27 protein-coding genes are annotated in these 25,334 nt (G+C 60.3%); 14 read left to right on the forward strand and 13 right to left on the reverse strand.

Annotated elements, in window-relative coordinates:
- The first annotated feature begins 28 nt into the window (after positions 1-28).
- Positions 29-247, forward strand: coding sequence for a hypothetical protein (locus GKN89_RS08080; RefSeq protein WP_019453902.1), 219 nt, complete (start codon positions 29-31; stop codon positions 245-247).
- Positions 248-256: 9 nt separating this feature from the next.
- On the opposite strand, the gene GKN89_RS08085 is transcribed toward GKN89_RS08080, so the two are convergent.
- The 5 genes from GKN89_RS08085 to GKN89_RS08105 form a co-directional block, all read right to left on the reverse strand.
- Positions 257-1,105, reverse strand: coding sequence for a PA4780 family RIO1-like protein kinase (locus GKN89_RS08085; protein WP_019453901.1), 849 nt, complete (start codon positions 1,103-1,105; stop codon positions 257-259).
- A gap of 120 nt (positions 1,106-1,225) precedes the next feature.
- The gene (gene amyA / locus GKN89_RS08090; RefSeq protein ID WP_154746750.1) at positions 1,226-2,716 is read right to left on the reverse strand and encodes an alpha-amylase; all 1,491 of its coding nucleotides are present in this window, start codon (positions 2,714-2,716) and stop codon (positions 1,226-1,228) included.
- 112 nt (positions 2,717-2,828) lie between these two features.
- Positions 2,829-3,485 carry a DUF799 domain-containing protein gene (locus GKN89_RS08095; protein WP_060421088.1) on the reverse strand — a complete coding sequence of 219 codons (657 nt, stop codon included), beginning with the start codon at positions 3,483-3,485 and terminating at the stop codon, positions 2,829-2,831.
- Positions 3,482-3,838, reverse strand: a complete 357-nt coding sequence (locus tag GKN89_RS08100; RefSeq protein ID WP_060421091.1) for a DUF4810 domain-containing protein — start codon at positions 3,836-3,838, stop codon at positions 3,482-3,484. The genes GKN89_RS08095 and GKN89_RS08100 overlap by 4 nt, the downstream gene beginning before the upstream one ends.
- An 18-nt stretch (positions 3,839-3,856) precedes the next feature.
- Positions 3,857-4,528, reverse strand: a complete 672-nt coding sequence (locus GKN89_RS08105) for a CsgG/HfaB family protein (RefSeq protein WP_004939528.1) — start codon at positions 4,526-4,528, stop codon at positions 3,857-3,859.
- A 481-nt stretch (positions 4,529-5,009) separates the two neighbouring features.
- On the opposite strand from GKN89_RS08105, the gene GKN89_RS08110 reads away from it, so the two are divergent.
- Together GKN89_RS08110 and GKN89_RS08115 are read left to right on the forward strand one after the other, a co-directional pair.
- Positions 5,010-5,915 (forward strand): helix-turn-helix domain-containing GNAT family N-acetyltransferase, encoded by a 906-nt coding sequence (locus GKN89_RS08110; protein ID WP_154747044.1) that lies wholly within the window; start codon positions 5,010-5,012, stop codon positions 5,913-5,915.
- 85 nt (positions 5,916-6,000) lie between these two features.
- Positions 6,001-7,299, forward strand: coding sequence for an SLC13 family permease (locus tag GKN89_RS08115; RefSeq protein ID WP_063918979.1), 1,299 nt, complete (start codon positions 6,001-6,003; stop codon positions 7,297-7,299).
- On the opposite strand, the gene dapF is transcribed toward GKN89_RS08115, so the two are convergent.
- From dapF to GKN89_RS08130, 3 genes are all read right to left on the reverse strand, one after another.
- A complete protein-coding gene (gene dapF / locus GKN89_RS08120; RefSeq protein WP_063918980.1) occupies positions 7,274-8,149 on the reverse strand; it encodes a diaminopimelate epimerase in 876 nt (291 codons plus the stop codon). The genes GKN89_RS08115 and dapF overlap by 26 nt on opposite strands.
- Before the next feature lie 113 nt (positions 8,150-8,262).
- On the reverse strand, positions 8,263-8,520 hold the full coding sequence (locus tag GKN89_RS08125; protein ID WP_004939517.1) for a YdgH/BhsA/McbA-like domain containing protein: 258 nt from the start codon (positions 8,518-8,520) through the stop codon (positions 8,263-8,265).
- A 193-nt stretch (positions 8,521-8,713) separates the two neighbouring features.
- Complete coding sequence (locus GKN89_RS08130; protein ID WP_019454708.1) at positions 8,714-8,971, reverse strand: DUF1471 domain-containing protein; 258 nt, start codon at positions 8,969-8,971, stop codon at positions 8,714-8,716.
- Between the two features lie 176 nt (positions 8,972-9,147).
- Here GKN89_RS08130 and GKN89_RS08135 point away from each other — a divergent pair, with 176 nt between their 5' ends.
- Positions 9,148-9,792, forward strand: a complete 645-nt coding sequence (locus tag GKN89_RS08135; RefSeq protein WP_019454707.1) for a TetR/AcrR family transcriptional regulator — start codon at positions 9,148-9,150, stop codon at positions 9,790-9,792.
- 35 nt (positions 9,793-9,827) lie between these two features.
- Here the strand turns inward: GKN89_RS08135 and GKN89_RS08140 are convergent, their stop codons facing one another.
- The 4 genes from GKN89_RS08140 to GKN89_RS08155 form a co-directional block, all read right to left on the reverse strand.
- Complete coding sequence (locus GKN89_RS08140; protein WP_019454706.1) at positions 9,828-10,646, reverse strand: MetQ/NlpA family ABC transporter substrate-binding protein; 819 nt, start codon at positions 10,644-10,646, stop codon at positions 9,828-9,830.
- 19 nt (positions 10,647-10,665) lie between these two features.
- Positions 10,666-11,334 (reverse strand): methionine ABC transporter permease, encoded by a 669-nt coding sequence (locus tag GKN89_RS08145; protein ID WP_019454705.1) that lies wholly within the window; start codon positions 11,332-11,334, stop codon positions 10,666-10,668.
- Positions 11,327-12,352, reverse strand: coding sequence for a methionine ABC transporter ATP-binding protein (locus GKN89_RS08150; RefSeq protein WP_019454704.1), 1,026 nt, complete (start codon positions 12,350-12,352; stop codon positions 11,327-11,329). The genes GKN89_RS08145 and GKN89_RS08150 overlap by 8 nt, the downstream gene beginning before the upstream one ends.
- Before the next feature lie 267 nt (positions 12,353-12,619).
- A complete protein-coding gene (locus GKN89_RS08155) occupies positions 12,620-13,063 on the reverse strand; it encodes an acetyltransferase (protein WP_004939500.1) in 444 nt (147 codons plus the stop codon).
- A 241-nt stretch (positions 13,064-13,304) separates the two neighbouring features.
- On the opposite strand from GKN89_RS08155, the gene GKN89_RS08160 reads away from it, so the two are divergent.
- The 3 genes from GKN89_RS08160 (at position 13,305) to GKN89_RS08170 (ending at position 15,997) form a co-directional block, all read left to right on the forward strand.
- Complete coding sequence (locus GKN89_RS08160) at positions 13,305-14,177, forward strand: oxygenase MpaB family protein (RefSeq protein ID WP_154747045.1); 873 nt, start codon at positions 13,305-13,307, stop codon at positions 14,175-14,177.
- 163 nt (positions 14,178-14,340) lie between these two features.
- The gene (locus tag GKN89_RS08165; protein ID WP_074054776.1) at positions 14,341-15,444 is read left to right on the forward strand and encodes a suppressor of fused domain protein; all 1,104 of its coding nucleotides are present in this window, start codon (positions 14,341-14,343) and stop codon (positions 15,442-15,444) included.
- 25 nt (positions 15,445-15,469) lie between these two features.
- Positions 15,470-15,997 (forward strand): cysteine hydrolase family protein, encoded by a 528-nt coding sequence (locus GKN89_RS08170; RefSeq protein WP_019454700.1) that lies wholly within the window; start codon positions 15,470-15,472, stop codon positions 15,995-15,997.
- 33 nt (positions 15,998-16,030) lie between these two features.
- Here the strand turns inward: GKN89_RS08170 and GKN89_RS08175 are convergent, their stop codons facing one another.
- Complete coding sequence (locus GKN89_RS08175) at positions 16,031-16,906, reverse strand: NAD(P)-dependent oxidoreductase (protein ID WP_019454699.1); 876 nt, start codon at positions 16,904-16,906, stop codon at positions 16,031-16,033.
- A 290-nt stretch (positions 16,907-17,196) separates the two neighbouring features.
- On the opposite strand from GKN89_RS08175, the gene trpS reads away from it, so the two are divergent.
- From trpS to GKN89_RS08210, 7 genes are all read left to right on the forward strand, one after another.
- Entirely contained in the window at positions 17,197-18,204 is a 1,008-nt protein-coding gene (gene trpS, locus GKN89_RS08180; protein ID WP_019454698.1) for a tryptophan--tRNA ligase, read from the forward strand.
- Between the two features lie 117 nt (positions 18,205-18,321).
- A complete protein-coding gene (phnC, locus tag GKN89_RS08185) occupies positions 18,322-19,155 on the forward strand; it encodes a phosphonate ABC transporter ATP-binding protein (RefSeq protein ID WP_019454697.1) in 834 nt (277 codons plus the stop codon).
- A gap of 41 nt (positions 19,156-19,196) precedes the next feature.
- Positions 19,197-20,129 carry a phosphonate ABC transporter substrate-binding protein gene (gene phnD / locus GKN89_RS08190; RefSeq protein ID WP_019454696.1) on the forward strand — a complete coding sequence of 311 codons (933 nt, stop codon included), beginning with the start codon at positions 19,197-19,199 and terminating at the stop codon, positions 20,127-20,129.
- 78 nt (positions 20,130-20,207) lie between these two features.
- Complete coding sequence (phnE, locus tag GKN89_RS08195; RefSeq protein WP_019454695.1) at positions 20,208-21,071, forward strand: phosphonate ABC transporter, permease protein PhnE; 864 nt, start codon at positions 20,208-20,210, stop codon at positions 21,069-21,071.
- Positions 21,068-21,967 (forward strand): phosphonate ABC transporter, permease protein PhnE, encoded by a 900-nt coding sequence (gene phnE / locus GKN89_RS08200; protein WP_019454694.1) that lies wholly within the window; start codon positions 21,068-21,070, stop codon positions 21,965-21,967. Before phnE (GKN89_RS08195) ends, phnE (GKN89_RS08200) begins: the two co-directional genes overlap by 4 nt.
- Positions 21,968-22,076: 109 nt before the next feature.
- Positions 22,077-22,541, forward strand: a complete 465-nt coding sequence (locus tag GKN89_RS08205; protein WP_154746751.1) for a DUF1456 family protein — start codon at positions 22,077-22,079, stop codon at positions 22,539-22,541.
- 176 nt (positions 22,542-22,717) lie between these two features.
- The gene (locus GKN89_RS08210) at positions 22,718-25,282 is read left to right on the forward strand and encodes a putative mucin/carbohydrate-binding domain-containing protein (protein WP_154746752.1); all 2,565 of its coding nucleotides are present in this window, start codon (positions 22,718-22,720) and stop codon (positions 25,280-25,282) included.
- Positions 25,283-25,334: the final 52 nt, after the last annotated feature.

A 25,334-nucleotide genomic window follows, 5' to 3' on the forward strand; every position in this document is an offset into this window, starting at 1 on the left:
CTGAAAGCGACGAGAGGGGGAATGGCGGATGATGATTTTTAACGTGTTCGGCCGCCTGGTGGGCGTGAAGCGCATCGGGGACGAATGGCGGCTGTTCCGCGTGACGCTGCCGGAGCGCAAGTATTCCCCCAACTACGATATCGTGCTGCCGGCCGAACTGCGCGAAGAGGAGATCGCCGGCTATCTGGGGGATATCTATCACGAGGCGGCGACGCCGCAGCGGCCTGACGTGTTTCGCGTCGAATAGCGCGGCGCGTTACTCTTCCGTATTGCGCGCCATCATCCGGCGTTGGTGCTCCTCGCTGGCGGCCTGGATCTCTTCCAGCACCGAGCCGACGTCGGCGCGCTTCTGGATTTCGCTGAACCGGCCGCTGAGCACGCTGTCCGGCGTCAGGTTGCCTTCCTGATACAGCGCCCAGATCTCTTTGGCGTATTGGCTGTCGCGCAGCTCCGGTGCGAACTGGCCGTAATACTCCGCCAGATTGCCGATATCGCGCTCGAACATGCTTTTGGCGTGGTTGTTGGCGGCGGCGTCCACCACCTGCGGCAGATCGATGATCACCGGCCCGTCTTTATCCATCAGCACGTTGAATTCCGACAGGTCGCCGTGCACCAGCCCGGCGCACAGCATGCGCACCGCGTAGTTCATCATCAGGGCGTGATCGGCGCGCGCCTGTTCCGGCGTCAGGGTAACATCGCTCAGGCGCGGTGCCACCAGGCCTTCTTCGTCGGTGATCAGCTCCATCAGCAGCACGCCGTCCAGGCAGATATCCGGCTGCGGCACCCGCACTCCGGCCTTGGCCAGCAGATACAGCGCGTCCACTTCGGTGTTTTGCCAGGCTTCCTCTTGCTGCTGGCGGCCGAATTTGGAGCCTTTGCTCATGGCGCGCGCGTCGCGGCTGTTGCGCACCTTGCGCCCTTCCTGATAGTGAACGGCCTGCTTGAAGTTGCGCTTCTCGGCCTCTTTGTACACTTTGGCGCAGCGGATCTCATCGCCGCAGCGCACGATAAACACGTCGGCTTCTTTGCCGCTTTTCAACCGGCGGATGACTTCGTCGATTAACCCGTCATCAACCAGCGGCTGGAGTCGTTTTGGAATTTTCATGCAGCCTTGTACCCTATTTAGGCTCCGGTGTGAATGGCTTGCGCAGTTGATAGCGTAAGTTAGACCCGAAAGGCAAACATTAGTTTTGCCGCCGCGTCATCATTACGCGGCGGCGGGCGCTCACAGGCTGGCGGCCGGCACCCAAACGCTGACGCTGCCGGCATTGACCGGGAAATGGGCGCTGCCCTGATCGTCGGTAGTGATTTCTTCCTGGCGGTTGCCGAGGAAATCGCGCCAGGCGGTGTGCGCCAGATCGGCGCCGAGCGCGACCGTCTTGCCGCTCTCGCCGCCGTTGGTCAGCACCACCACGCAGCCGGGGGCCTCGGCGGTGCCGGCGCGGCTGAAGGCCACGCAGTGGCTGTCGTCGAAGTAGTCGGTTTGTGGGCCGTTGGCGAAGCGCTGGCGAGCGGCGATCAGTTTCTCCAGCTCCGGGATCGCCGGCATGTCTATTTGGTATTCGCCGCCGTCGCGCCCTTTGTCGCGGTAGCTGGCGCCATACAGGTCTGGGTAAAACACGCAGGGCACGCCCTGTTCGCGCAACAGGATCAGCGCGTAGGCCAGCGGTTTGAACCAGGGTTCCACCGGCGCTTCCAGCGACTGCAGCGGCTGGGTGTCATGGTTGGCGACCAGCGTCACCGCATGGGCCGGATCGGCGGCGGTCAGGGTATCGGTGAAGATCTGTGCCATGTCGAAGCCGTCGCCCTGTTTCGACGCCTGATGAAACTTCAGGTGCAGCGCCACGTCGAACAGCATCACCTTACCGTCCACCAACTCGATGTATTGTTGCAGCGCGCTGAGATCGTGCGACCAGTATTCGGCAACGATAAACAGGTCGCGTTGCGCACTGCCGCGCACGTGATCCGCCCACTCTTTGAAAAACCAGGCGGGAATGTGTTTGGCGGCGTCGAGGCGGAAGCCGTCGCACGGCAGGCTGTCCAGCAGCCAGCGCGCCCAGTATTTGAGCTCCTCCGTCACGGCGGCGTTGCGGAACTCGACGTCGGCGCCCATCAGATAGTCGTAGTTGCCTTTCTCGTCGTCGACCTGATCGTTCCAACCGTCGTCGCCATAGTCGTTGGCGATTTTGAATACCCCTTTGTCGTCCGGTTGCTCAACGTAGTCGACGCCGCCGAAGCATTTGTAATCCCAGATAAATTCGGAGTGCATGCCCTGGCGGCCGGGGAAGGTGAAGCGGGTATAGGCCAGCGCGTCGAAGCCCTGGTCGTCGATGTCATTGCGGTTGTTGGCATCCACTTTGAACACGTGTACCCGTTCTTTTTCGTCCGCGCCGAGCTTGTGGTTGAACACCACGTCGTAGATCACCCCCACGCCGTGTTCGCGCAGCGTAGTGGCGGCATGTTCGAGCGCCGCCCTGTCGCCGTATTTGGTGGCCACGCTGCCTTTCTGGTCAAATTCGCCCAGGTCGAACAGATCGTAAGTATCGTAGCCGACGGAGTAGCCGCCGGCAGCGCCCTTATAGGCGGGCGGCAGCCACAGGGCGGTGATGCCCAGTTCGGCGAGGTGCGGGGCGCGTTCGGCGGCCTCCCGCCACAGTTTGCCGCCGTCGGGGTAATACCAGTGGAAAAATTGCAGCAGGGTGGTTTTTTGCGTCATGAGCCAGCGTCCCGGTTAGCCAGAAGGAGAGGAGCAGTTAAAGCATGGGCTACTTTTGGCAAAAGGGACAAGTTTGGCATAGGCGGCCCGAGAAGGCCGCCCGAGAGACTGCTTAACGCTGGCTGGCGTAATGAGGTGAACGTGGGCCATAAAGAATGGCGCCGTTCTGACCTGTCGCCGATAACAGACGGGTGTTGGCGATGGCGCCAACATCAAATCCTTTGTCGCTGATGGTATCGGCGATTTGTGAAATCGCGGCGCTGATCACCATGCCCAGTAGGCCGCCGGAGTTGTTGTTGCCTTCGTTGCTGGATGCGGTGGCGGTGCCGGCCCATAACTGTTTACCGTTGCGCAAATCGACCAGACGAGCGGCGACGGTAACGCGGGTTTCGCTGCTGATCACCATGTAGCTGGTGCCGTATTGCGTGACATCCAGGTACAGCACGGTGTCGGCGCCGAAAATCTGGTGCAGTTTTTTCGGACTGACGGCGCGAATGTCGTTGGCGTTGGTTAGACCGTTTTGCAGGAAGGTTTCTTCCACCACGGCGACCGGCAGCACATAGTAACCGGCCTCGGCTAACGGCAGGGTGGCGCTGGCGAGTACGCTGTGGCTGGCTTTGATATCCGGCGACTGGTTAACCGGCGGCAAGACCAGGATCGACTTCGGTTTGCTCTCATGAAACGCCGCATAATCATAAGGCGTCTGCTTGGCACAACCGCTTAGCAGCAGGGTGGCGGCAACGCCGAGTAAAGTGAGTACACGCTTCATTTAAAACTCCCCTTATCCCTGGCCATCAGAAAATTCATAAACGGCGCCGATTCCGGGAACAGCGTTTTTTCCGTGTTGAATTCACTCATTGCTTGTCCGTCGTTGCCGGTTTTGCTGTACAGCAGCCCCAGTTGCGCATGCAGACCTGGTGGTACGGCTTTATCCTTGGCGCGGGATTTCTCGACGATCTCTTTCAGCGTGGCGATCTGCTGCTCAGGGCTTTGCCCTTCCTGCTGGTAGTATTGATAGAGAGAAGTTTGGTAGCCATCCCAATTATAAAGCGTTTTCGGCGCGGCGCAGCCGGCCAGCAGGGTCGCTGCAAACAGCGCCCCGCCCATTTTTTTAGTTATCATCTTTCTGCTTCTATTCCGTTAGTTAGCAGGGCGCCATGCGCCGTTTTCGATACCGGTGACCAGGTTATTGACGGCTTCACGGACGGCCAGGTCCAGCACCTTGCCGTTAAGGGTGGAGTCGTAGCTGGCGGTGCCCCCGAAACCGATGATTTCGCGATTGGACAGTTCGTATTCACCGGCGCCCTGAGAGGAAAAGACGACTTCTGAGGTCTGTACGTTTACGACGTTCAGATTGACTTTGGCGTAAGCGACTTGTGATTTACCACGGCCCAAAATCCCCCACAGCTGATGATCGCCGACTTCTTTACGGCCGAATTCGGTGACATCGCCGGTAATCACATAATTGGCGCCTTTCAGCGTTTGTGCCTTCCCTTTAATGCCGGCTTCAGTTTTCAGCTCTTCCATGTTGGCGCGATCCAGCACGTTGAAACGGCCAGTCTGCTGCAAATGCGTGATCAGGATAGTCTTGGACTGATTGCCCAGTCGATCGACGCCATCGGAGAAGATGCCGTTCATGTAGCTGGAGCGGTTGTCGAATTTACCGACGGCGATAGGGCTGCGTGGGCCCTGATAAGTGGTGTTGTAGGAAGCTACTTTTGGCACTTCCAAAGTGCGAGAGGATTCGGTCGCACAGCCCGCCAGCAAAGTGACGGAAAGGGCGACGGAACAGACGGCGAGTGATTTTTTCATTGGCATGCAATCTCTCCATGAGCATAAAACAGCGCGGGAGCAACCCGCGCCCGACGTTGATATAACGAGTGTTGTCGTCGTTATAGAAACGCCGCGATCCTGCCATGAATATGTAACAAATTACAACAAGATATCGGCATTAATGCCGCTATTAACATTGTTGTAACCTGTTGGAATGCAATGGATTAGTATCGATTTTCTCTCTTCATTACAGCGTTTTTCACGATTGTGTATTTTTTGTCTGGGTTATTGTCTTTTTAATCGTAAATATATGGCTATTAATCCTGAAATATTTTAACTAACCAGTTTGTTGTATTGATTAATGTTACGTTTTGCATCAGCTCCTGTGTTATTCCGGGGTTCATGGCGGCTTGATGATCCGGTAAGGTAGTAAAAATTAGGTAACACTATCAACTAAGTGTTATTTTTCATCGGTAGAGAATCGGGGATATCAATTGTGAACATCAGGGATTTCAGAGCATTGGCGCGCAGTTTGGTCAGAGAATTCGGCATGTTGAACAAGCAGAGCAACGGCTCGCGCTTTTCGCCGCTGCAGATCCATCTGATGATCGAAGTCAGCGAGCAGCCGCTCGGCGTCACGGAGTTGGCGGCCCGATTGTGCATTGACAAGGCCAGCGCCAGCCGGGCGTTGCGCAGCCTTGTCGCCGCCGGCGTGATAGAGACGGTGGATCATCCGGATGACAAGCGGCACAGCCTCCATCGGTTGAGTAAACCGGGCGGCAAGACGCTGGCCAGCATCGAGAACGACGCCGACGGTTTTATGCAGGCGGCGCTGGCGCAGTTGGACGACGATGAGCTGGCGAGCACCACTGCGGCGATGAAAAAGATGACCGCGGCGCTGCGCAGCGCGCGCAAACAGCGCGACGCCAACCTGCGGGTACGGCCGATCGCCGCGCGCGACGATGCGGCGATGGCGGCGATCATTCGCGGCGTGTTTCGCGAGTACGGCATGGACAAGATGGAGGGGGTCAGCCTGCACGATCCGGATCTCGATCGGTTGACCGGCCTGTATCGCGACAACGGCGGCCGCTATTGGGTGCTGGAGCGGGACGGGCAGGTGGTGGGCGGCGTCGGCATGGCGCCGCTGGCCGGCGAAGAGCCCGGCTATTGCGAACTGCAGAAACTGTTCTTCAAACCCGGCGCGCGCGGATTGGGCATGGCGCGCCATATGGTGGTGCAGGCGCTGAAGGCGGCGCGGGCGGCGGGTTATCGCTACTGTTACCTGGAAACCACCGAGCAGTTGAAAGAGGCGATCGGGTTGTACTACGCGCTCGGTTTCACGCTGCTGACGGAGCGGCGCGGCAATACCGGCCACCACGGCTGCAACGTGTGCATGCTGAAAAATCTGCAGAACGACGATATGTGAGCGGTTTCAAGGTTAGCGCCCGCGCCTTGTGTCACCCTGTTAACCGTTTGATAACAATCATAACGTTTTATCAGGGAGGAGAAGGATGTTGGGGGATCCGATGGCGCTGTCTGCGCTGGTTACGCTGGTGGTCATTGTGCTCTGGGCCAGCGCCCGTTTACCGGAGTATGTGGTCGCGCTGCTGTTCTTCGCGGCGGTGATGGTGTTGCAGCTGGCGCCCGCCGCGGTGACCTTTTCCGGTTTTGCGTCTTCCGCATTCTGGCTGGTGCTCAGTGGCTTCGTACTGGGCACCGCCATCCGCAGCACCGGGCTGGCGGATCGCCTGGCCAACCGACTCTTGCCGCATCTGTCCGGTTCCTGGCTCCGCCTGGTGGGCGGCGTAGTGGCGATAAGCTATGCGTTGGCGTTTGTCATGCCTTCCAATATGGGGCGCATCACGCTGCTGATGCCGATCGTCATGGCGTTGGCCGAGCGCGCCGGGCTGGCGGAAGGGTCACGCGGCCGTATCGGTTTGGCGCTGGCGGTGGGGTTCGGCACCTTCCAGCTCTCCGCCAGCATTCTGCCGGCCAACGTGCCCAACCTGGTGATGAGCGGCGCGGCGGAAAATGCCTACGGCAGCCACTTCGCTTATCTCACTTATCTGCTGCTGCACGCCCCGGTTCTCGGGGTAGCCAAAGGCGCGCTGCTGACGCTGTGCATTTGCGGCCTGTTTCGCGCCCGGCCGCAGCCGGTGGCGGCCATGGCGGCGCAACCTCCGCTCAGCGCCGCCGAATGGCGGCTGATCGCGCTGTTGGGCGTCACGGTGCTGCTGTGGATGACCGACAGCTGGCACGGCATCGCTCCCGCCTGGGTGGGGTTGGCGGCGGCGTGTTGCTGCCTGCTGCCGCGCATCGGTTTTCTCAACGGCGAGCAGTTCGCCGTCGGGGTCAACGTGCGCACCTGCATCTATGTCGCGGGGATCTTGGGCCTGACCGCGCTGGTCAGCCATTCGGGTCTTGGCGATCGGCTGGGCGGCGTGCTGTTGACGGCGATACCGGATCTGCACGGCAAGCCGTTCACCGCGTTCGGCGCGTTGGTGGGGATCACCGCATTGCTCAATTTCGTGGTGACCGCCAATGGCGTGCCGGCGCTGTTTACCCCGCTGGCGGAGGCGCTGTCGGCGGGCAGCGGTTTACCGCTGCTGACGGTGCTGATGACCCAGGTGATCGGTTACGCCACTCCGCTGCTGCCGTATCAGGCTGCGCCGATCGTGGTGGCGATGGGGATGGGCAAAGTGCCGGCGCGCGAGGGGCTGAAGCTGTGCCTGTTGCTGGCGCTGCTCAGCTTCGCGCTGCTGGTGCCGTTGGACTATTTGTGGTTCAGGCTGCTGGGGTGGATCCCGTAAACAACCCCGCGCCGCCGGCAAAACAATCTTCGTCCAGCGTCAGGGTAGCGATTTTATGCACCGGCCCGCGCATGCTGACCTGAAAGTCGCCGCTGAAGGCGATCTGCAGCTCGCCGCCCGGCATCCGTACGCTGACCCGATCGTCGACTCGTCCCAGCTTGCGCATCACGCTGGCGGCGGCGCAGCTGCTGCTGCCGGAGGCCAGGGTGAAACCGGCGCCGCGCTCCCAGATGCCGATGCGCAGCGTCTGGCGATCGACCACTTCCACCAGTTGTACATTGGTGCGTTTCGGGAACAGCGGATGGCGTTCAATCTGCGGCCCCAGCCGGCGCACCTGTGCCAGATCCAGTTTTTCAACCGGCACCACGCAGTGCGGGTTGCCCATCGACACCAGCGACACCCTCAAGGTCTCTTCCTCCAGCGGCAACGGGTAGTTCAGCGCCTCCGGCAGATCGATCAACGCCGGCAGGGCCGCCGGGCTGAAATTGGCGCGCCCCATCTCCACGGTGATCTGATGCGGGTCTTCCGCTACCTGGCAGCGCACGTCGCCGCCGGCGGTGTGCACCAGAAACGGTTGATGCCCTATGCGGCCGCTGTCGAACAAATAGCGCGCGTAGATGCGCAGACCGTTGCCGCTTTTCTCCGCTTCGGATCCGTCCGGGTTGATGATGCGCAGGGTGGGATTGACGGCGTCGCCGCTGTCGATCAGCAGGCCGTCGGAACCGACGCCGTAATGCGGATGGCACAGCAGACGAATTTGCTCCTGATTCAAGCGGTCGGCGACCGCACGGTGACACACCAGGTAGTCGTTGCCCAGCCCGTGATATTTGTGGAACAGCAGGGGAGTCATGGCGTTGCTCGGCTCAGCAAGAAAAGGTGGCTACAGCTTACAACAGAATGTTGGCGTCAAAACAAACAAAAGGCGGCCTAAGCCGCCCTTTTGCACTATTGCCGGTCTGGCAATTAATTGTAGATGATCGCGGTGCCGTGCAGCTTGTTGTCACCGGTGGTCGCGATGATCTGGAAGGATTTTGCGCCCGCCGCGTCGGCTTTGGCCGCCAGTTTGTTCTCCAGGCTGCTCAGGTCGGATGCCCCGCTGACGGTGACGACGCCGGCTTTTTGCAGATCGGCCGGTTGAGCGTTGACCAGTTCGGCGGCGAAGCTGCCGAAGGAGACGGAGGCCAGTGCGATGGCGGCGATGGTCATTTTCAGGTTTTTCATGGTCTTATTTCCTATCTGTGTTCTTTACAATGTTTGTTTGGTAAGGTCGTTAAATTAATTAACGATCGATAATTTAATGTTAGATGCCGGTTTGACGGATTGCAAGTGTTTTTTTAACGCTCGTTAATTAATTTTTTCTTACGCCCTGGCGTGGTGAGCAGAAAGTCGTGCAGTCCGTGAGTGTAATGCTTTGTTATTGATAGATTTCAGCAGTGCCGTGCAGCTGGTTGTTACCACCGGCGCCGATGATGCGGAAGGATTTTGCACCGGCCTGATCGGCTTTCGCAGCCAGGCTGCTTTCCAGTGAGGTCAGATCGGATGCGCCGCTGACGGTGATGACGCCCACTTTCTGCTGGTCGGCCGGTTGGCTGCTGACTAAATCAGCGGCGAAACTGCCGAAGGAAACGCTGGCCAGTGCGAGGGCTGCTAGAGTTAATTTTAAATTTTTCATGATGTTAATTCCTTTCCGATAACGGTGAATAGAGGGTGTTAATCCGGTTCGCTAATTTTTCTTAACGATCGATAACTAAATGCTAATCGGTTCTCGACGCGGGCGCAATATTTTTTTATAATGATCGTTAAGTTATTTGTGCTAACCCTGCCGTGGAGCGGGATAGGAGAGGAGCGATGAGCATCAATGAAACGGTCTGCGGCAAGAAAAGCCGTGGCAGACCGAAACAATTTGATCGCGACCGGGCGCTGGAAAGCGCGCTCGATCTGTTCTGGCGGCACGGTTATGAAGCCACTTCGCTGGCCGATCTGGTGGAAGTGACCGGCGCCAAAGCACCGACGCTGTATGCGGAGTTCGGCAACAAGGAAGGGATGTTCCGCGCGGCGGTGGAGCGCTATCTGCAAAAATATACCGCCTGCACCAACCAACTGTTGGAACAGGCGTTGCCGGTGGCCGAGATCGTCGAGGCCTACGTGCGTTCTTCCGTCGAAGTGTTTACCGACCCCGATACGCCGTCAGGCTGCTTTATGGTGTGTGCCTCCGCCGCGCTATCGTCCGCTTCCGACGACGTCGCCCAGATGCTGCGCAAGAAACATCATGCGCAGGAAGCGGCGCTGAAAGCCTGCTTCGATCGCAAGGTGCAACAAGGCGAACTGCTGGCGAAAACCGACACCGCGCTGCTGGCGAAATACGTGATTTGCACCATTGAAGGCATGTCGGTGCAGGCGCGCGAAGGGGCAAACCGGGGCGATCTGTTGCGGTTGCTCGAGGCGCTGATGCTGGTGTGGCCGCGGCTCAGCCAGATAGGCAATAAGGTGTAATAACGGGCCCGGTTTTCACCGGGCACCGTAAAGCATTACTGATTGACCGGGATCACCGCGCCCTGGTACTTCTCGCGAATAAAGTCCTGAATCGGCTTGGAGTGCAGCACCTTCACCAGTGCCACGATCTCCGGTTTGTTCACGTCGGCTTTATGCACGGTGATGATGTTGGCGTACGGGTTGTTTTCGCCGCTTTCGACCGCGATCGGGTCTTTGGTGGGATTCAACCCGGCGTCGATGGCGTAGTTGGCGTTGATCACCACCGCGTCGCCTTCGTCGTTGTTGTACATCTGCGGCAGCAGCGCGCCCTCAACGTTGGCCTGGAACTTCAGGTGTTTCGGGTTTTCCACCACGTCGGCGATGCGCGCATCCACCTTGCTCACCCCCGGTTTCAGCTTGATCACGCCTTGCTGTTCAAAGATTGACAGGATACGGCCTTCTTCCGCCACTGCGTCGCGCATGATGATTTTGCCGTTGTCCGGCAGATCTTTCAGGCTTTTGTACTTCTTCGAGTAGATGCCGATAGGCTCGATATGGATCGCGCCGGCACTGACGAAGTCGTAGCTCTTGTCATCGGCATGGTCTTTCAGCACCGAGTTCAGGTAAGGCACGTGCTGGAAGTAGTTGGCGTCGATGTCGTGGCTGGCCAGGGCGGTGTTCGGCAGAATGTAATCCTGAAAGCGCTTGATCTGCAGATCGATGCCTTCCTTCGCCAGTATCGGTTTGGCCTGTTCGAGGATTTCGGCGTGCGGCACGTTGGAGGCGCCGACCACCAGCTTGGTCGCCGCGGCGGCGCCATAGGAGGCGAGGGTGGCGACGGAGGCGAAAGCCAACATCAGTAGGTGCTTTTTCATCATCGTTTTCCTTGGTTAATTAACGTTTGTCGAGCGTTCTTGTCAGGGTGTCGCCAATGAACTGAATGACGAAAACGATCAGCAGAATCGTCAGCGTCGCCACCAGCGTCACGTCACTGTGGTTGCGTTGGAACCCTTCCAGATAGGCCAGGTTGCCCAGGCCGCCGGCACCGATCACCCCGGCCATCGCGGTGTAGCTCACCAGCGCGATCAGAGTGACGGTGATGCCGGAAACCAGCGCCGGCGAGCTCTCCGGCAGCAAGACGCGGAAAATCAGGGTGCGGTTTTTGGCACCCATCGAGCGCGCCGCCTCGATCACCCCTTTGTCGACCTCGCGCAGCGCAATCTCCACCAGCCGGGCGTAGAACGGCGCCGCACCGACGATCAGCGCCGGCAGGGCGGCGTCGGCGCCGAGAATGGTGCCGATCAGCGACTTGGTGAACGGAATCAGCAGTACGATCAGAATGATGAACGGAATGGAACGGAAGACGTTGACCAGCACGGAGATCAGCGAGTAGACCGCTCGGTTCTGCAACAGCTGCCCTTTCGAGGTTAAAAACAGCAGCACGCCGAGCACCATACCCAGCACCAGCGTGGCCAAACCGGCGAGACCGGTCATGTACAGCGTTTCCCAGGTGGCGTCCCACAGTTGATCCAGACGCAGGTGGGGGAACAGGGATTCAATCATGTTGGATAACCTCGACGGCGATGTTTCTTTCGTTCAGCAACTTGAGCATGTCGGCGACCTGTTGTTCGTTGCCTTCGGCGTGGATGTACAGTTCGCCGTACGAACCGTTGAGGGTGTGGCTGATCTTGCCGTGCAGAATGTTGACGGTCAGGGCGTAGCGTCGGATCACCTCGGAAATCACCGCCTGATGGGTTTGCACGCCGACGAAGGTCAGCTTGAAGATCGCGCCCGGCAGGTGGGCGGTGAGCCGTGGGTTGAAGCTCTCTTCGGCGTCCGCATATTGCGACACCTGTTTGACGAACTGCCGGGTGATCGGCTGCTGCGGTCGGGTGAAGACGTCGAGCACCGGGCCTTCTTCGACGATGCGGCCGTTCTCCATCACCGCCACGCGGTGACAGATCTTGCGCACCACGTGCATCTCGTGGGTGATCAGCACGATGGTCAGTTTCAGCTGGCGATTGATGTCCAGAAGCAGATCGAGAATGGCGTCGGTGGTCTGCGGATCGAGGGCCGAGGTGGCCTCGTCGCACAGCAGCACGCTCGGGTTATTGGCCAGCGCGCGGGCGATGCCGACGCGCTGTTTTTGGCCGCCGCTGAGCTGCGACGGGTAGGCGTCTTCGCGCCCCTGCAGGCCGACCAGCGCGATCAACTCCGCCACGCGCGGCGCAATCCGCGCCTTGGGCACGCCGGCGATCTGCATGGAAAACGCGATGTTCTGGCTGACGGTACGCGACCACAGCAGGTTGAAGTGCTGAAACACCATGCTGATTTTCAGCCGCGCCTGGCGCAGATGGCTGCCTTTGGCGCGGGCGATGTCGAAACCGCCCACCTCAATGCGGCCGCGGGTCGGTGTTTCCAAGCCGTTGAGCAGGCGGATCAGCGTGCTTTTACCGGCGCCGCTGTAGCCGATGATGCCGTAAATTTGCCCGGCGTCTACCGCCAGACTGACGTCGTCTACCGCCACGACGGGGCCCTGAGTGCTGTCAAAAGTTTTGCAAACGTTCGAAAGAACGATCATAGCGAAGCGAATCCTTATCGATACATCACAGCATTCCGTCCGGAACGCGTTGCGCCGGACAGGGATCGTTCGGCTTATCGGCGGGGCACAGCCCGGCGGGAAGTGGCGGACGGAACCGCTGTTGCGGGTGAATACCGGGCAATCCTACCGAGGGTTTATAGTGACAGGAAGAATGTAAAATCTATTACTTATTCTTGTTTGATATATATAACGGCGGGCGAAACGTGGAGGGGAAAAACCGGCCGCAGGGCGGCCGGCGATGGCGGGCTAGCGTTTGTCCAGCTTCATGTGCAGCAGCGGGAACGGGTTGCCCTGGCCGTCGAGCGGCGAGCGGCCGGTGATGACAAACCCATAGTGGCGGTAAAAGCCGCTGGCCTGCGGATTTTGCTCGTTCACGTCCAGCTGCAGCTCATCGTGCAGCGTTTCCGCGTGGGTCAACAGCGCTTTGCCCACGCCTTGGCCGCGCTGATCGGCATCGATAAACAGCATCTCCACCTTGTTGCCGTTCAGGCCGATAAAGCCGCAGGGATGCCCCGGTCGGTCTTCGGCCACCCAGACGTTGACCGCGGGCAGGTAGTCATTCAACACCAGCGGGAACAGCTGCGCGATGTTGTCTTCGGTTAAAAAATGGTGGGTGGCGCGCACCGAACGCAGCCAGATATCTGCCAATTGCGCGTTGTCTTCCGCCGCGCGTGCTCTGATGGTAATCATCGAACTCTCTGCTATCTAAGTTGAAGGAAAAGAAACTAGATAGAGGTTTTGTGGGGTTAGTGCCGAATTAACGTGGGTTAACGCCCTGCAAAGCGCCTCTGCAGTGGATCGAATAAGCCCGCCTTCTTGCAAGCGGTATAACAACTGTAATTCAGCAAGTTAATGCTTTCAACCGCCCATGGCGCAATGAGGCGTTCGCCGCATGATACACTGGCCGCTGAACCAGCAAGAGGGCGGCAGGATGGAAGCGGTACGCGCAGCGATAGAAAAACAGGTGCTCAGCCTGACCGGGCTGGCGCTCGGCGGCGTCGACTTCGAGAACCCGCCGGGCGATCCGGGGTTGTTCGGCCCGCAGTCGGTCATCTGGCAGGTACACCGCGATTTCACCCCGATGCTGTGTGGCGGCGTCAGCGCCTTGCTGCTGCAAATGCTGCACCCGCTGGCGCTGGCCGGGGTGTGGGATCACTCCAACTTCCGTGAAGATATAATTGGCCGCCTGCGCCGCACCAGCCAGTTCGTGTCGGTCACCACCTTTGGCCCGACCGCCGAGGCGGAGCGGCTGATCGCCAAAGTCAAAGCCATCCATCTGCGGGTGACCGGCGTCGGCAGCGACGGCACGCCTTATGCCGCCAGCGATCCAGCGCTGCTCACCTGGGTTCACGTGGCGGAGAGCAGCCGTTTTCTGGCCAGCCACCTGCGCTACCGCAATCCCCATCTTTCCCGCGATTTACAGGATCAATACTATCGCGAAGCGGCGCGGATAGCCGCTGCGTTGGGGGCGACCGCCATCCCCCAGTCCTGCGCGGAGGTCGAAGAGTACCTGCAGACGATGCGGCCGCAGTTGGTGTGCGACGAACGGACTCAAGAGGTGGCACGCATTCTGCTGAAGGCGCCGGCGCCGAGCGCATTGGCGCGCCCGCTCGGCAGGGTGGTGATGCAGGCGGGCATCGATCTGTTGCCCGATTGGGCGCAGCGGCAGTTCGGTTTTCAGCCGGGCGCGCTGCGGCGGCGGCTGGTGCGAACGGGCGCCGCAGGCCTCGGCAAGGTGCTGGGCGCGTCGATGCGCAACGGCTCCTATCAGCGCGCGGTGCGGCGCATTACTCAGCCGTCATAAGCCACAGCCGCTATAATTAGTCTTTGTTTATCTTCGTTTACGGCCGCTTTTGAGACTTTTACGGGTGATCCGGCCAGTAATGCGTTTTACACTTGGGGGCAAAGGCACATTCCATTTTTGGCGCGCAGCCGATTCTGCCGCGCCCTGACCCTATTGAGGTGATATGAACGAATCATACGTACTTGCTGAAGTCAGCAATGAGAACCAGACGCTGGTCGCGGTGGTTCAGCAAGATCACCGGGCAGCCTATTTTTACATCTATCCCGCCGAAGCCTACAGCGATCGCTATCAGGTGCGTGCCTGCTGGCTGCGCAATCTGGCCGCCGCGCCGCTGCAGGAAGATCGCGCCGCGCTGGAGCAAGGGCAGCCGCCGATGTTGGCGGCGGAGTTTTGCCGCAACCTGGAAGGGGAAGCGCCGCTGAACCCGGAAGGGTTGATGGTGGTGTGGAGCGAAAGCGACGACGGCGCAGCCCTGTGGTATTACGGCCAACTGCTGGCGGTGATCCCCGGCTGGAGCCTGTATATCGACCATTCGGTGTGCTATTCCGCCAGCTGCATCAAGGAGAGCCCGTTGGCCTATCCGCTCGGCTCGGCCTCGACCAACACGCAATATGCGCAGGCGGAGAGCACCCGCCAATTCTGGCGCAGCTGGCAGCGTGAAGAGGGCAATCCGTGGCCGAAGATGCAGCGCGATTTTCAGGCGCGCTATGAGCAGCATTTCGGCCCCTCGGTAAAATACTACGCCATCGATCAGGGCAAGTGGCCGCCGATGGCCATCACCCAGCACGAGCGCGACGGCATTTATTACTTTCTCACCATGGGGGTCAGCATCCGGCCGATGCCGTGGGTGGAGATCCTGTTCAACGACGAGGCTTCGCGCTATCGCCGCATGGAGATGGCGATCGCCATCGACAGTCAATACATGACCGAAGACAACGCGGTGCAGATGGCCAGCGCGCTGGCCGGTTTCGCGCACGCGCCGTGGGCGCGGCTAACCTGGATCGGCGAAGGGCATACGCTGGAGTCGGACGTGGCGCCGCTGGGCTACGAGGGCTATATTTTATCGTCGTCCTTCTACCCACATAACGCGCACCTGGCTTTGCCGCAGCAGTACGGCGACCCGGTGAACCTGTTCTGGGCCAGCCCGGTGTTTACCGCCGAACGCCAACTGGCGCACGCCACGCCGAACGGCGGGCACGATCTGGTGAACCGGCTGCGCGAGCAGGGCGTCGACCATATTTTCCGCCCGCGCCAGCCGGTGTGCTGATGCGATTGACTCTTCAGGAGCTGCCATGACCGCCGCGCTGTTGATTATCGATGTGCAGGAAGGGTTGTTTACGCCGCCGCCGGCGGATGCCACGGGCACCGTTGCGCGCATCAATCTGCTGAGCGAGCGCGCCCGTCGGGCCGGCGCGCCGGTTGTCGTGATTCAGCACCACACGCCGGACGACGAACTGCCGCACGGCAGCGCCGCCTGGCAAGTGCTTGCGGCGTTGACGGTGGCGCCGGGCGACCACCGGGTGGAGAAAACCACGCCGGACTCCTTCCTGCGCACCTCGCTGGGCGCATTGCTGATCGCCAACGGCGTTTCGCAGCTGGTGGTGTGCGGCTACTCCACGCCGTTTTGCATCGATACCACGGTGCGTAGCGCGGCGGCGCGCGGTTATCCGGTGACGCTGGCGGCGGATGCTCATACCTGCCACGACAAATCCTATGCCGACGGCCTGCTGATCCGCACCCACCATAACGAGACGCTGTCGAATATCGACAGCTTCGGCGTGCCGATCCGCGCCGTGCCTGCGGTGGACATCGTGTTCTGATTACGGAAAAACGGGGGCCTCGGCCCCCGTTCGTTATTTCAGTCCTGCCCGCCGCGCCGCCACCTTGGCCAGCGCCGCCCAATCCAGATCCGCATCCCCCTGCGCCATCGCGTCGAGGAAGTTGTCTTTCAGCACCCCGGCGAACGGCATCGGCGTATGGCTGTCGGCGCCGGCGGCCAGCGCCAACCCGACGTCCTTCAGCCCCAGCGCCAGCCGGAATCCAGCCGGGGAATACTTCTCGGCGGCGATCAGCGCGCCATAGCCCTGATAGGCCGGGGCGGCGAAGACGGTGCTGCTCAGCATCTGCAGATAGTCGGCGCCGGACACGCCATAGTTGCGCACCAGCGCACTGCCTTCCGCCATCGCTTCAATGGCGCTGGCCAAGGTAAAGTTGGTGGCGATCTTGACCACGTTGGCCTGCGCCGGATCGGCGCCGAAGTGCCAGGTTTTCTGGCCGAGGGCATCGAACAGCGGCTGCGCTTTCTTCAGCAGCTCGCTCTCGCCGGCCGCCAGAATATTCAGCTTGCCGGCGGCGGCCACGTCGACCCGGCCCAGCACCGGCGCGGCGAGATAGCCGATGCCGTGTTCCGCATGCAGCGCCGTCAGGCGTTTGGCGAGTTCGACCGAGATGGTCGCCATATTGATATGCAACGCGCCCGGTTTCATTCGTTGCAGCAACCCGCTGCCCACCACCACCTGCTGCGTGGCGGCGTCGTCGGCCAGCATGGTGATCAGCACATCGGCATCGGCCAACTGTTCCGGCCGCTCGGCCTGCCGCGCGCCGGCGCTGACCAGCGGCTGCGCCGCCTGCGGCGAGCGGTTCCATACCGTTAATGCGAGGCCCGCCTGCAACAGGTTGGCCGCCATGGCGCTGCCCATCCCACCCAGTCCGGCAAATCCGATCTTCATCATGCGCTCCTTTTTCAGGTTGAAGGTTTTACCCTAGCGCGCCGGGCCAGGAACGCAAATGCCGGAGTGTAACGCCGTCTTACGCACCGGCGGCGGGCTATTGACGTGCTGCCGCTGCGGGTATACCTTGATGGCATGAATATATCGATGCCTTCCACCCACAATCAGTCATGGTGGCGCCTTTTCTGAGGCGGCACGAGTATTCACATCTCTTTTTAATGCCGCCGGTTTGGCGGCATTATTTTTTGTGGCGTTGATCCGGCGGTGTACTGACCTTCAGGAGCACTGCCATGAGTTACACCATTCTTACCGGCGATCGCGCCACCGGCCCACTGCATTTAGGCCACTTCGTCGGCTCGCTGCGCCAGCGCGTCGAACTGCAGCACCAGCATAACCAAACGGTGATGGTGGCGGATCTGCAGGGCCTGACCGACAACGGCAACAACCCGCAAAAAATCAGCGCCAACGTGCTCAACGTAGTGGCCGACTATCTGGCGGTGGGCATCGATCCGCACAAGACCACGATCTGCCTGCAGTCGGCGCTGCCGGCGTTGGCCGAGCTGACGATGTACTATCTCAACCTGGTCAGCGTGGCGCGGCTGGAACGCAACCCGACGGTGAAAAATGAAATCGCCGAGAAGGATTTCGCCCGCAGCCTGCCGGCCGGCTTTTTGATCTATCCGGTCAGCCAGGCGGCGGACATCACCGCCTTTGGCGCCACCCACGTGCCGGTCGGCGAGGATCAGCTGCCGATGCTGGAGCAAACCAACGAGATCGTGCGGCGTTTCAACCATATCGTCGGCCAACCGGTACTGACGGAGTGCCAGCCGCTGCTGAGCAACGTCGGGCGTCTGCCGGGGCTGGACGGGCAGGGCAAGATGTCGAAATCGCGCGGCAACGCCATCCAGCTTGGCGCCAGCGCCGACGAGGTGCACAAGGCGGTGATGAGCATGTTCACCGATCCCGGTCATCTCAACGTCAGCGATCCCGGCCGGGTGGAGGGCAACATGGTGTTCACCTACCTGGACGCCTTCTGCGACGACGCCGCGCTGGTGGCGGATCTGAAGGCGCATTACCGCCGCGGCGGGTTGGGGGACGTGAAAATCAAACGGCTGCTGGAGGATTGCCTGCAGAGCCTGCTCGAGCCGATCCGCACCCGCCGCGCCGAATTCATCGCCGATAAAGGCGAGCTGACGCGCATCCTGCAGCACGGCACCCGCCGCGCGCATCAGGTCAGCCAGCAGACGCTGCAGCAGGTCAAGGCGGCGCTGGGGCTGGACTTCTTTAGCCTGGAATGATGCGCACGCCGGGGCGTCACGCGTCACGCCCCGGCCATAAAACCATCATCCCACTGTCATAAACTTATTCGTTAATAGGTGCCCATAATGATTAGCCACTGAAACCAGAGAAATCATATGGCTCAGGCACTGTTAAAATTGGCACAGCACGACTTCCCAGGGCAGCACGCCGCCGCATCCCGCAAAGTGTTATCGGTAAAGGGACTCGGCAAGGCCTACAAAGCGCAGCAGCGCGTGCTGGATGACATCAACTTCGATCTGCACGCCGGCGAGTTCGTGGCGGTGATCGGCCGTTCCGGCGCGGGCAAGTCCACGCTGCTGCACACCCTGAACGGCACCATCCCTTCCAGCTGCGGCGAGATGCTGCACTTCGAAGACGATGGCGTGGCGCAGGATATCGCCCAGCTTGCCGGCCGCCAGATGCGCCAGTGGCGCGCGCGCTGCGGCATGATCTTCCAGGACTTCTGCCTGGTGCCGCGGCTGGACGTGATGACCAACGTGCTGCTGGGGCGTCTGAGCCACACGTCTACCCTGAAATCCTTCTTCAAACTGTTCGATGACGCCGACCGCGCTCGCGCCATCGAGCTGTTGCAGTGGCTCAACATGCTGCCGCATGCGCTGCAGCGCGCCGAGCACCTCTCCGGCGGCCAGATGCAGCGCGTCGCCATCTGCCGTGCGCTGATGCAAAACCCGCAAATCCTGCTGGCCGATGAGCCGGTGGCGTCGCTCGATCCGAAAAACACCCGCCGCATCATGGACGCGCTGCAGAAAATCAGCGAAGACGGCATCGCGGTGATGGTGAACCTGCACTCGGTCGAACTGGTGAAAGAGTATTGCTCGCGGGTGATCGGCATCGCCCACGGGAAGATCGTGTTTGACGGGCATCCTTCGCAACTGAACGAACGGATCCTGCACCAGCTGTATGGCGAAGAAGCCAATCAGATCCATTGAAGCACTTTTGACCTTTACCCTTTACACACAAGGCACACCTAATGAAAAAAGTATTGAGTCTGACCACCCTGATGGCCGGCGCGATGATGGTCTTTAATGCTGCCGCAGCGGATGCGCCGAAAGAGCTGAACCTGGGCATTCTCGGCGGCCAGAACGCCACCCAGCAGATCGGCGATAACCAGTGCGTGAAGCAATTCCTGGATAAAGAGCTGAACGTCGATACCAAGCTGCGCAACTCGTCCGACTATTCCGGCGTGATCCAGGGCCTGCTGGGCGGCAAGATTGATCTGGTGCTGAGCATGTCGCCGTCCTCGTTCGCTTCGGTCTATATCAAGGATCCGAAAGCGGTGGACATCGTCGGCATCGCGGTCGACGACGTCGACCAGTCGCGTGGCTACCACTCGGTCGTGGTGGTGAAGGCCGGTAGCCCGTACCAGAAGCTGGAAGACCTGAAGGGCAAGGCCATCGGCTTCGCCGATCCGGACTCCACCTCCGGCTTCCTGATCCCGAACCAGGCGTTTAAAAAGCTGTTCGGCGGCACGGTCGACAACAAATATAACAACACCTTCTCCAGCGTCACCTTCTCCGGCGGCCACGAGCAGGACATCCTCGGCGTGCTGAACGGCCAGTTCGAAGGTGCGGTAACCTGGGCGTCGATGATCGGCGATTACAACACCGGCTACACCAGCGGCGCGTTCACCCGCATGATCCGCATGGATCACCCAGACCTGATGAAACAGATCCGCATCATCTGGCAGTCGCCGCTGATCCCGAACGGCCCGATCCTGGTGAGCAACTCGCTGCCGGCCGACTTCAAGGCCAAAGTGGTCACCGCCATCAAGAAGCTGGATAAAGACGATCACCAGTGCTTTATCAAAGCGATGGGCGGCAAGCAGCACATCGGCGACACCACCCTGGCGGAATACCAGAACATCATCGATATGAAGCGCGAGCTGACCAAAGGCGACCGTTAATTCCCGGCTGCCTCGGCCGTCCGAATGAAGGGGTTCAGCGTGCTGAACCCCTTGTTCCATAAAGATGGAAGACCTGTTTTGAATACCGATTTCGCACACTATTACCAACGGATCCGCAGCAAGCAAAAGCGCGAAGCGCTGTTGTGGTCGCTCGGGCTGGTGGTGTTGTACCTGGGCGCCGGCAACCTCGCCGAGTTCAACCTGCACACCGTCTGGGTGTCTATTCCGCACTTCTTCGACTACCTGGCCGAAACCATTCCGACGCTGCACTGGCACCTGCTGTTCGCCGACGGGCGCACCGAAGGCTCGCTGGCCTATTGGGGTTACCGCCTGAACATTCAGCTGCCGCTGATCTGGGAGACCCTGCAACTGGCACTGGCGGCGACCATTTTCTCGGTGCTGGTGGCGACCGTACTGGCGTTCCTGGCGGCCGGCAACACCTATACTCCGGCCTCGGTGCGGCTGGCGATCCGCACGCTGGTGGCGTTTCTGCGCACCATGCCGGAGCTGGCGTGGGCGGTGATGTTCGTGATGGCGTTCGGCATCGGCGCCATTCCCGGCTTCCTGGCGCTGGCGCTGCACACCATCGGCAGCCTGACCAAACTGTTCTACGAATCGATCGAAACCGCCTCCAACAAGCCGGTGCGCGGGCTGGCGGCCTGCGGCGCGACGCCGCTGCAGCGCATGCGCTTCGGCCTGTGGCCGCAGGTGAAACCGGTGTTTCTCTCCTACAGCTTCATGCGGCTGGAGATCAACTTCCGCCAGTCGACCATTTTGGGACTGGTGGGGGCGGGTGGCATCGGCCAGGAGCTGATGACCAACATTAAACTCGACCGCTACGATCAGGTCAGCATGACGCTGCTGCTGATCATCGTGGTGGTTTCCGTGCTCGACTATGTGTCGGGCGAACTGCGCAAGCGCGTGGTGGAGGGGGCAAAATGACAGCGGGCACTCCGGCGTCGGCGGAAACGCTGCGCCAGCTAAAACAGCAGCATCCGGCGATCTTCGCGCAGCAGGGGCGTTACCTGCGCACCGTCGGCCTGATCGCGCTGGCGATCGTGCTGTACTACGTGTTCTTCTTCCTGGTCTTCGGCATTAGCTGGCCGCAATTTATCAACGGCTGCCAGCAACTGGGGCGCTATTTCCTGCGCATGTTCGTCTGGCATGACTTCGTCAACTGGCCGTTCATGTACTACTTCCAGCAGATTGGCATCACCATCGCCATCGTGTTCGCCGGGACGATCACCGCGTCGCTGATCGCGCTGCCGCTGTCGTTCTTCGCCGCGCGCAACGTGATGTCGACGCCGCTGCTGCGGCCGATTTCGGTGCTGGTGCGCCGCTTGCTCGACGTGCTGCGCGGCATCGACATGGCTATCTGGGGGCTGATCTTCGTGCGCGCCGTCGGCATGGGGCCGCTGGCCGGGGTGTTGGCTATCGTGATGCAGGACGTCGGGCTGCTGGGCAAACTGTACGCGGAAGGGCACGAGGCGGTGGACAAGTCCCCCAGCCGCGGCCTGACGGCGGTGGGCGCCAACGGGTTGCAGAAGCACCGCTACGGCATCTTCACCCAATCGTTCCCCACCTTCCTGGCGCTCAGCCTGTACCAGATCGAATCCAACACCCGCTCTGCGGCGGTGCTGGGCTTCGTCGGTGCCGGCGGCATCGGCCTGGTGTATGCGGAGAACATGCGGCTGTGGAACTGGGACGTGGTGATGTTCATCACCCTGATCCTGGTGGTGGTGGTGATGATCATGGATAAGGTCTCTTCGCTGCTGCGCAACAAGTACATCATCGGCGAAGATATCCCGCTGTATCAGCAAAAAAGCCAAATCGATTGAGAAACCCCTTGCCGATCCCTATACTGCCGCACATTCAAGGTGTGTGGCAGTCATTTCGTTTCGCAATGTGCGCACGTCCCCGTTAGACAAGTAAAGGCAATGCAATCCCATGATGAACAACGACGTGCTGCGCAGCGTGCGCTATATGCTGAGCATTAACAACGCCAAAATGGTCGAGATTATCAAACTGGACGATTTCGAGGTGGCGGTGTCGGCGATGGACGCTTACGTGATCAAAGAAGGCGAGCCGGGCTACGAGAAGTGCCCGGACGAAGTGATGGCGCACTTCCTCAACGGCCTGGTGTTCTTCAAACGCGGCAAGGACGACCAGTTCCCGGCGCCGGCGGTTGAACTGCCGATCACCAATAACCTGGTGCTGAAAAAGCTGCGCGTGGCGTTCGAGCTGAAAGACACCGACATGCACCAGATCTTCACCGCGGTGGACTTCCGCATCTCCAAGCCGGAACTGAGCGCGCTGTTCCGCAAAGAGGGCACCAAGAACTACCGCCCATGCGGCGATCAGATGCTGCGCTACTTCCTCAAAGGGCTGGCGCAGCGCGTTCGCGGCGAGTAACGCGCAGCGTTCACCGAGCATCAGGCGCAATCGCAAGGTTGCGCCTTTTTTATTATCTCTCTCCCGCCTGCCGTTGTTGTACAGGCCCTCAGCCATCCGTCATCGATGGAGGGCGCGCCGCCTATCCGGTTACTTTTTCATGGTCAATTCAATCCCCCAACCATGAGGAAAGCAGGATGCCAACCATCACGAAAACCCAATCACTCTACACATTGACCCGGCCGGTCTGGCTGGATGCGGCAGGCATGAGCAAGGGCATCGACCACGATCGCCAGCACCTGGGCATCATTCTCGCCGCCGGGCAGGTGCTGCGCGTGCGGCAGACCAACGCGGCGTTTACCGGCAAGTTAACGCTGCGCTTGCTGAATGACGACAGCAAAACGGAGGCTGAATTCAGCGTCGGCGCGAGCTGGGTCGAGGCTCAGGTCAATGCTGTCTCGGTACCCTTTATCGATACGCCGTACGGGCAGGGCGAACCGGTACTGGAGTTCGACTATCCGGACACGGCGAAAGCGCTGCCGGTTTATCGCCGTGGCGAAAACGAAGCCGCATTCTTTGCCCGTTGGGACGATCGGGACGCCGAGTTTGCCCTGATCGATGCGGAATACGCCGTATTGCTGGTGCCGAAAATCAGTAAACCGGCGCTGAAGTCGCTGGGCGAAGCGAAAAACATCGACGGGCTGATCGCTTACTACGACCGCATTTTCACTTTCTACAATGCGCTGACCGGCGTCTCGTTCGAGGCTGAACATGAATCCGATCGCAATATTCACAACCGCTATTTTATGAAGGCCGATAAACACGGCGCCGGCGCCGCGTATTACGGCGGCCGTTGGACGGCGGAAACCAGCGACTCGGTCAGCAGCTTCTGGCTGACGCCACAAGACAGCAACTGGGGCAGCCTGCATGAGATCGCGCACGGCTATCAGGGGCACTTTATGGGCGATAAATATTTCTCCACCGGTGAGATGTGGAACAATATTTATGCCGCTTGCTATCAGGACGTGATGCTGGGGGAACGCAAGTACCGGGAGGGGTGGCTGTATAACTACGGCAACGCGGCCGGCGTCGAGAAGAAAATCGTCGATCTGATCGCTCAAGGCACGCCGCTCAACCAGTGGGATCTGCGCTCCAAGCTGTTCTTCGCGATGCTGATGGTCGACAAGGCTGGCAAGAACGCCTTCACGCACTTTAATCAGCAGTATCGCCAAAGCTGCAATACGCCGGGCTTCGTGCCGTCAGAACATGCCTTGCTGGATCTGCTGTCGGCAAGCTTCGCCGCGGCCGGCGAGCAGATCGACGTGACGCCGTTCGTCGAGTTGACCGGCGGCGTGATCACGCAAACGCAGCGCGATCTCAACGCGTTCAGCCACGCCAAGGCGGTATATCCGCTGTATCAACTGGTGGATGCGCAGAGTTTGCCGGCGGTGCAAGCGCAGCTGAAGCTGGATTCCTCCCTGCGCCTGGTCGATTCTTATCAGCTCAAGGCGAGCGGCCTGAAAGGCGATGTCACCCTGAGTCTGGATATCGATGATTTTGCGCAGATCTACGGTGAGGATTTGATCCTGATGGAAGGGGCGCGCTATGCCCACAAGGTCCGTATCGACGCGCCGACCCTGACCCTGGCTGCGTTGCCGATCGGCGTGTACACCCTGCGGTTGCCGACCGGCAAAGATCGCAAATACCGGCCAACGGCGGGTTACCTGACGGTGAAGCAGGGGAAAAACGCGGTGACGCTTCGCTTCGTGCGTAAAGCTGCTTCGCCGATCGTTTCACAGGAGATCAATCTGTTGGGCCTGAGCGATGCGGTCTTCGCCAACGTGGTCGTCGATCGCGCCAAAGGGGCGGTGGTGGTTGACGTGACCAGCACCACGCCGCACTCCTACTTCCCGGGTGAAACCTATGCCCGGGTGACGCTGCGCGATCGACAGGGCGCGGTGCGCTTCAGCAAGGAGATTCAGGGCACTCAGGCTACCTTAAGTCATGACGAGCTGCCGTTTGCCGAGGGTGATGATATCGAAATTTACCATGTGGAGCCGAGCCGGGTGCGCCTGAATCCGGCGGCGACCGGAGTTATCGATAACAAAAACAAAACCAACGTGCTGCGTATCGAAAAAAGCGGGCTGAAAAACCCGGCGCTGTCCGGCGATCCTGAACAAGCGCTGCTGACGCGTCTGGAACAGGCTGCGCAGCGTTTGCGCCGCCTGTTGCCGGCCTATTATGCGCCGTCGTCGTTCAAGGACGATATTTATCTGGCGATCGGCGCCTTCGCCGAGCCGCAGCGCGAGTCACTGTTGGCGACCTATCGGGATTGCCTGCCTGCCGGCAATACGCCGCCGGGCGCCAACGTCGGCAATGCGTTTACCGTGGCTGCCAAAGGGATCGGCGATCGCCAGTTTCTGACCTGTGCCGTCGATCTGGTGAAGAAAACCGTGACCGTAACGTTGGCGGCGGGGATTGCTCACCACTACTTTGCCGACAGCTACGCCTTCCTCAGCGTGACGGATGCGGACGGTAGTACCTTGCTTAGCTACGACATCATCGGCAGCCAGAATCAACCGGCCAAAACCTGGGTGCTGCCGCTGTCGGGCTACGGCGGCGAGGTGATCCATCTGCGGCATGAAGAGCCGGACAACCGTCTGACGATCGTCAACGAGATGCAGCACGTGCGTCTGGCGGAGAAGGGCAAGCAACAGACCTACTGCATTACGCCGGTCGGTTTGAAACGCATCAACGACTGATTCCACATAGTCCTTCCGGGGCGGTGAGTTTCGCCGCTCCGGTTTTCCTCTG

This window comes from Serratia sp. YC16 (assembly GCF_009707615.1).
Taxonomy (GTDB): domain Bacteria; phylum Pseudomonadota; class Gammaproteobacteria; order Enterobacterales; family Enterobacteriaceae; genus Serratia; species Serratia surfactantfaciens.

Bases quoted from the DNA above. Each gene is read 5' to 3' on its own strand.
- GKN89_RS08080 (WP_019453902.1), top strand. From the start codon at position 29: ATGATGATTTTTAACGTGTTCGGCCGCCTGGTGGGCGTGAAGCGCATC.
- GKN89_RS08085 (WP_019453901.1), bottom strand. From the start codon at position 1,105: ATGAAAATTCCAAAACGACTCCAGCCGCTGGTTGATGACGGGTTAATC.
- amyA (WP_154746750.1), bottom strand. From the start codon at position 2,716: ATGACGCAAAAAACCACCCTGCTGCAATTTTTCCACTGGTATTACCCC.
- GKN89_RS08095 (WP_060421088.1), bottom strand. From the start codon at position 3,485: ATGAAGCGTGTACTCACTTTACTCGGCGTTGCCGCCACCCTGCTGCTA.
- GKN89_RS08100 (WP_060421091.1), bottom strand. From the start codon at position 3,838: ATGATAACTAAAAAAATGGGCGGGGCGCTGTTTGCAGCGACCCTGCTG.
- GKN89_RS08105 (WP_004939528.1), bottom strand. From the start codon at position 4,528: ATGAAAAAATCACTCGCCGTCTGTTCCGTCGCCCTTTCCGTCACTTTG.
- GKN89_RS08115 (WP_063918979.1), top strand. From the start codon at position 6,001: ATGTTGGGGGATCCGATGGCGCTGTCTGCGCTGGTTACGCTGGTGGTC.
- dapF (WP_063918980.1), bottom strand. From the start codon at position 8,149: ATGACTCCCCTGCTGTTCCACAAATATCACGGGCTGGGCAACGACTAC.
- GKN89_RS08125 (WP_004939517.1), bottom strand. From the start codon at position 8,520: ATGAAAAACCTGAAAATGACCATCGCCGCCATCGCACTGGCCTCCGTC.
- GKN89_RS08130 (WP_019454708.1), bottom strand. From the start codon at position 8,971: ATGAAAAATTTAAAATTAACTCTAGCAGCCCTCGCACTGGCCAGCGTT.
- GKN89_RS08135 (WP_019454707.1), top strand. From the start codon at position 9,148: ATGAGCATCAATGAAACGGTCTGCGGCAAGAAAAGCCGTGGCAGACCG.
- GKN89_RS08140 (WP_019454706.1), bottom strand. From the start codon at position 10,646: ATGAAAAAGCACCTACTGATGTTGGCTTTCGCCTCCGTCGCCACCCTC.
- GKN89_RS08145 (WP_019454705.1), bottom strand. From the start codon at position 11,334: ATGATTGAATCCCTGTTCCCCCACCTGCGTCTGGATCAACTGTGGGAC.
- GKN89_RS08150 (WP_019454704.1), bottom strand. From the start codon at position 12,352: ATGATCGTTCTTTCGAACGTTTGCAAAACTTTTGACAGCACTCAGGGC.
- GKN89_RS08155 (WP_004939500.1), bottom strand. From the start codon at position 13,063: ATGATTACCATCAGAGCACGCGCGGCGGAAGACAACGCGCAATTGGCA.
- GKN89_RS08160 (WP_154747045.1), top strand. From the start codon at position 13,305: ATGGAAGCGGTACGCGCAGCGATAGAAAAACAGGTGCTCAGCCTGACC.
- GKN89_RS08165 (WP_074054776.1), top strand. From the start codon at position 14,341: ATGAACGAATCATACGTACTTGCTGAAGTCAGCAATGAGAACCAGACG.
- GKN89_RS08170 (WP_019454700.1), top strand. From the start codon at position 15,470: ATGACCGCCGCGCTGTTGATTATCGATGTGCAGGAAGGGTTGTTTACG.
- GKN89_RS08175 (WP_019454699.1), bottom strand. From the start codon at position 16,906: ATGAAGATCGGATTTGCCGGACTGGGTGGGATGGGCAGCGCCATGGCG.
- trpS (WP_019454698.1), top strand. From the start codon at position 17,197: ATGAGTTACACCATTCTTACCGGCGATCGCGCCACCGGCCCACTGCAT.
- phnC (WP_019454697.1), top strand. From the start codon at position 18,322: ATGGCTCAGGCACTGTTAAAATTGGCACAGCACGACTTCCCAGGGCAG.
- phnD (WP_019454696.1), top strand. From the start codon at position 19,197: ATGAAAAAAGTATTGAGTCTGACCACCCTGATGGCCGGCGCGATGATG.
- phnE (WP_019454694.1), top strand. From the start codon at position 21,068: ATGACAGCGGGCACTCCGGCGTCGGCGGAAACGCTGCGCCAGCTAAAA.
- GKN89_RS08205 (WP_154746751.1), top strand. From the start codon at position 22,077: ATGATGAACAACGACGTGCTGCGCAGCGTGCGCTATATGCTGAGCATT.
- GKN89_RS08210 (WP_154746752.1), top strand. From the start codon at position 22,718: ATGCCAACCATCACGAAAACCCAATCACTCTACACATTGACCCGGCCG.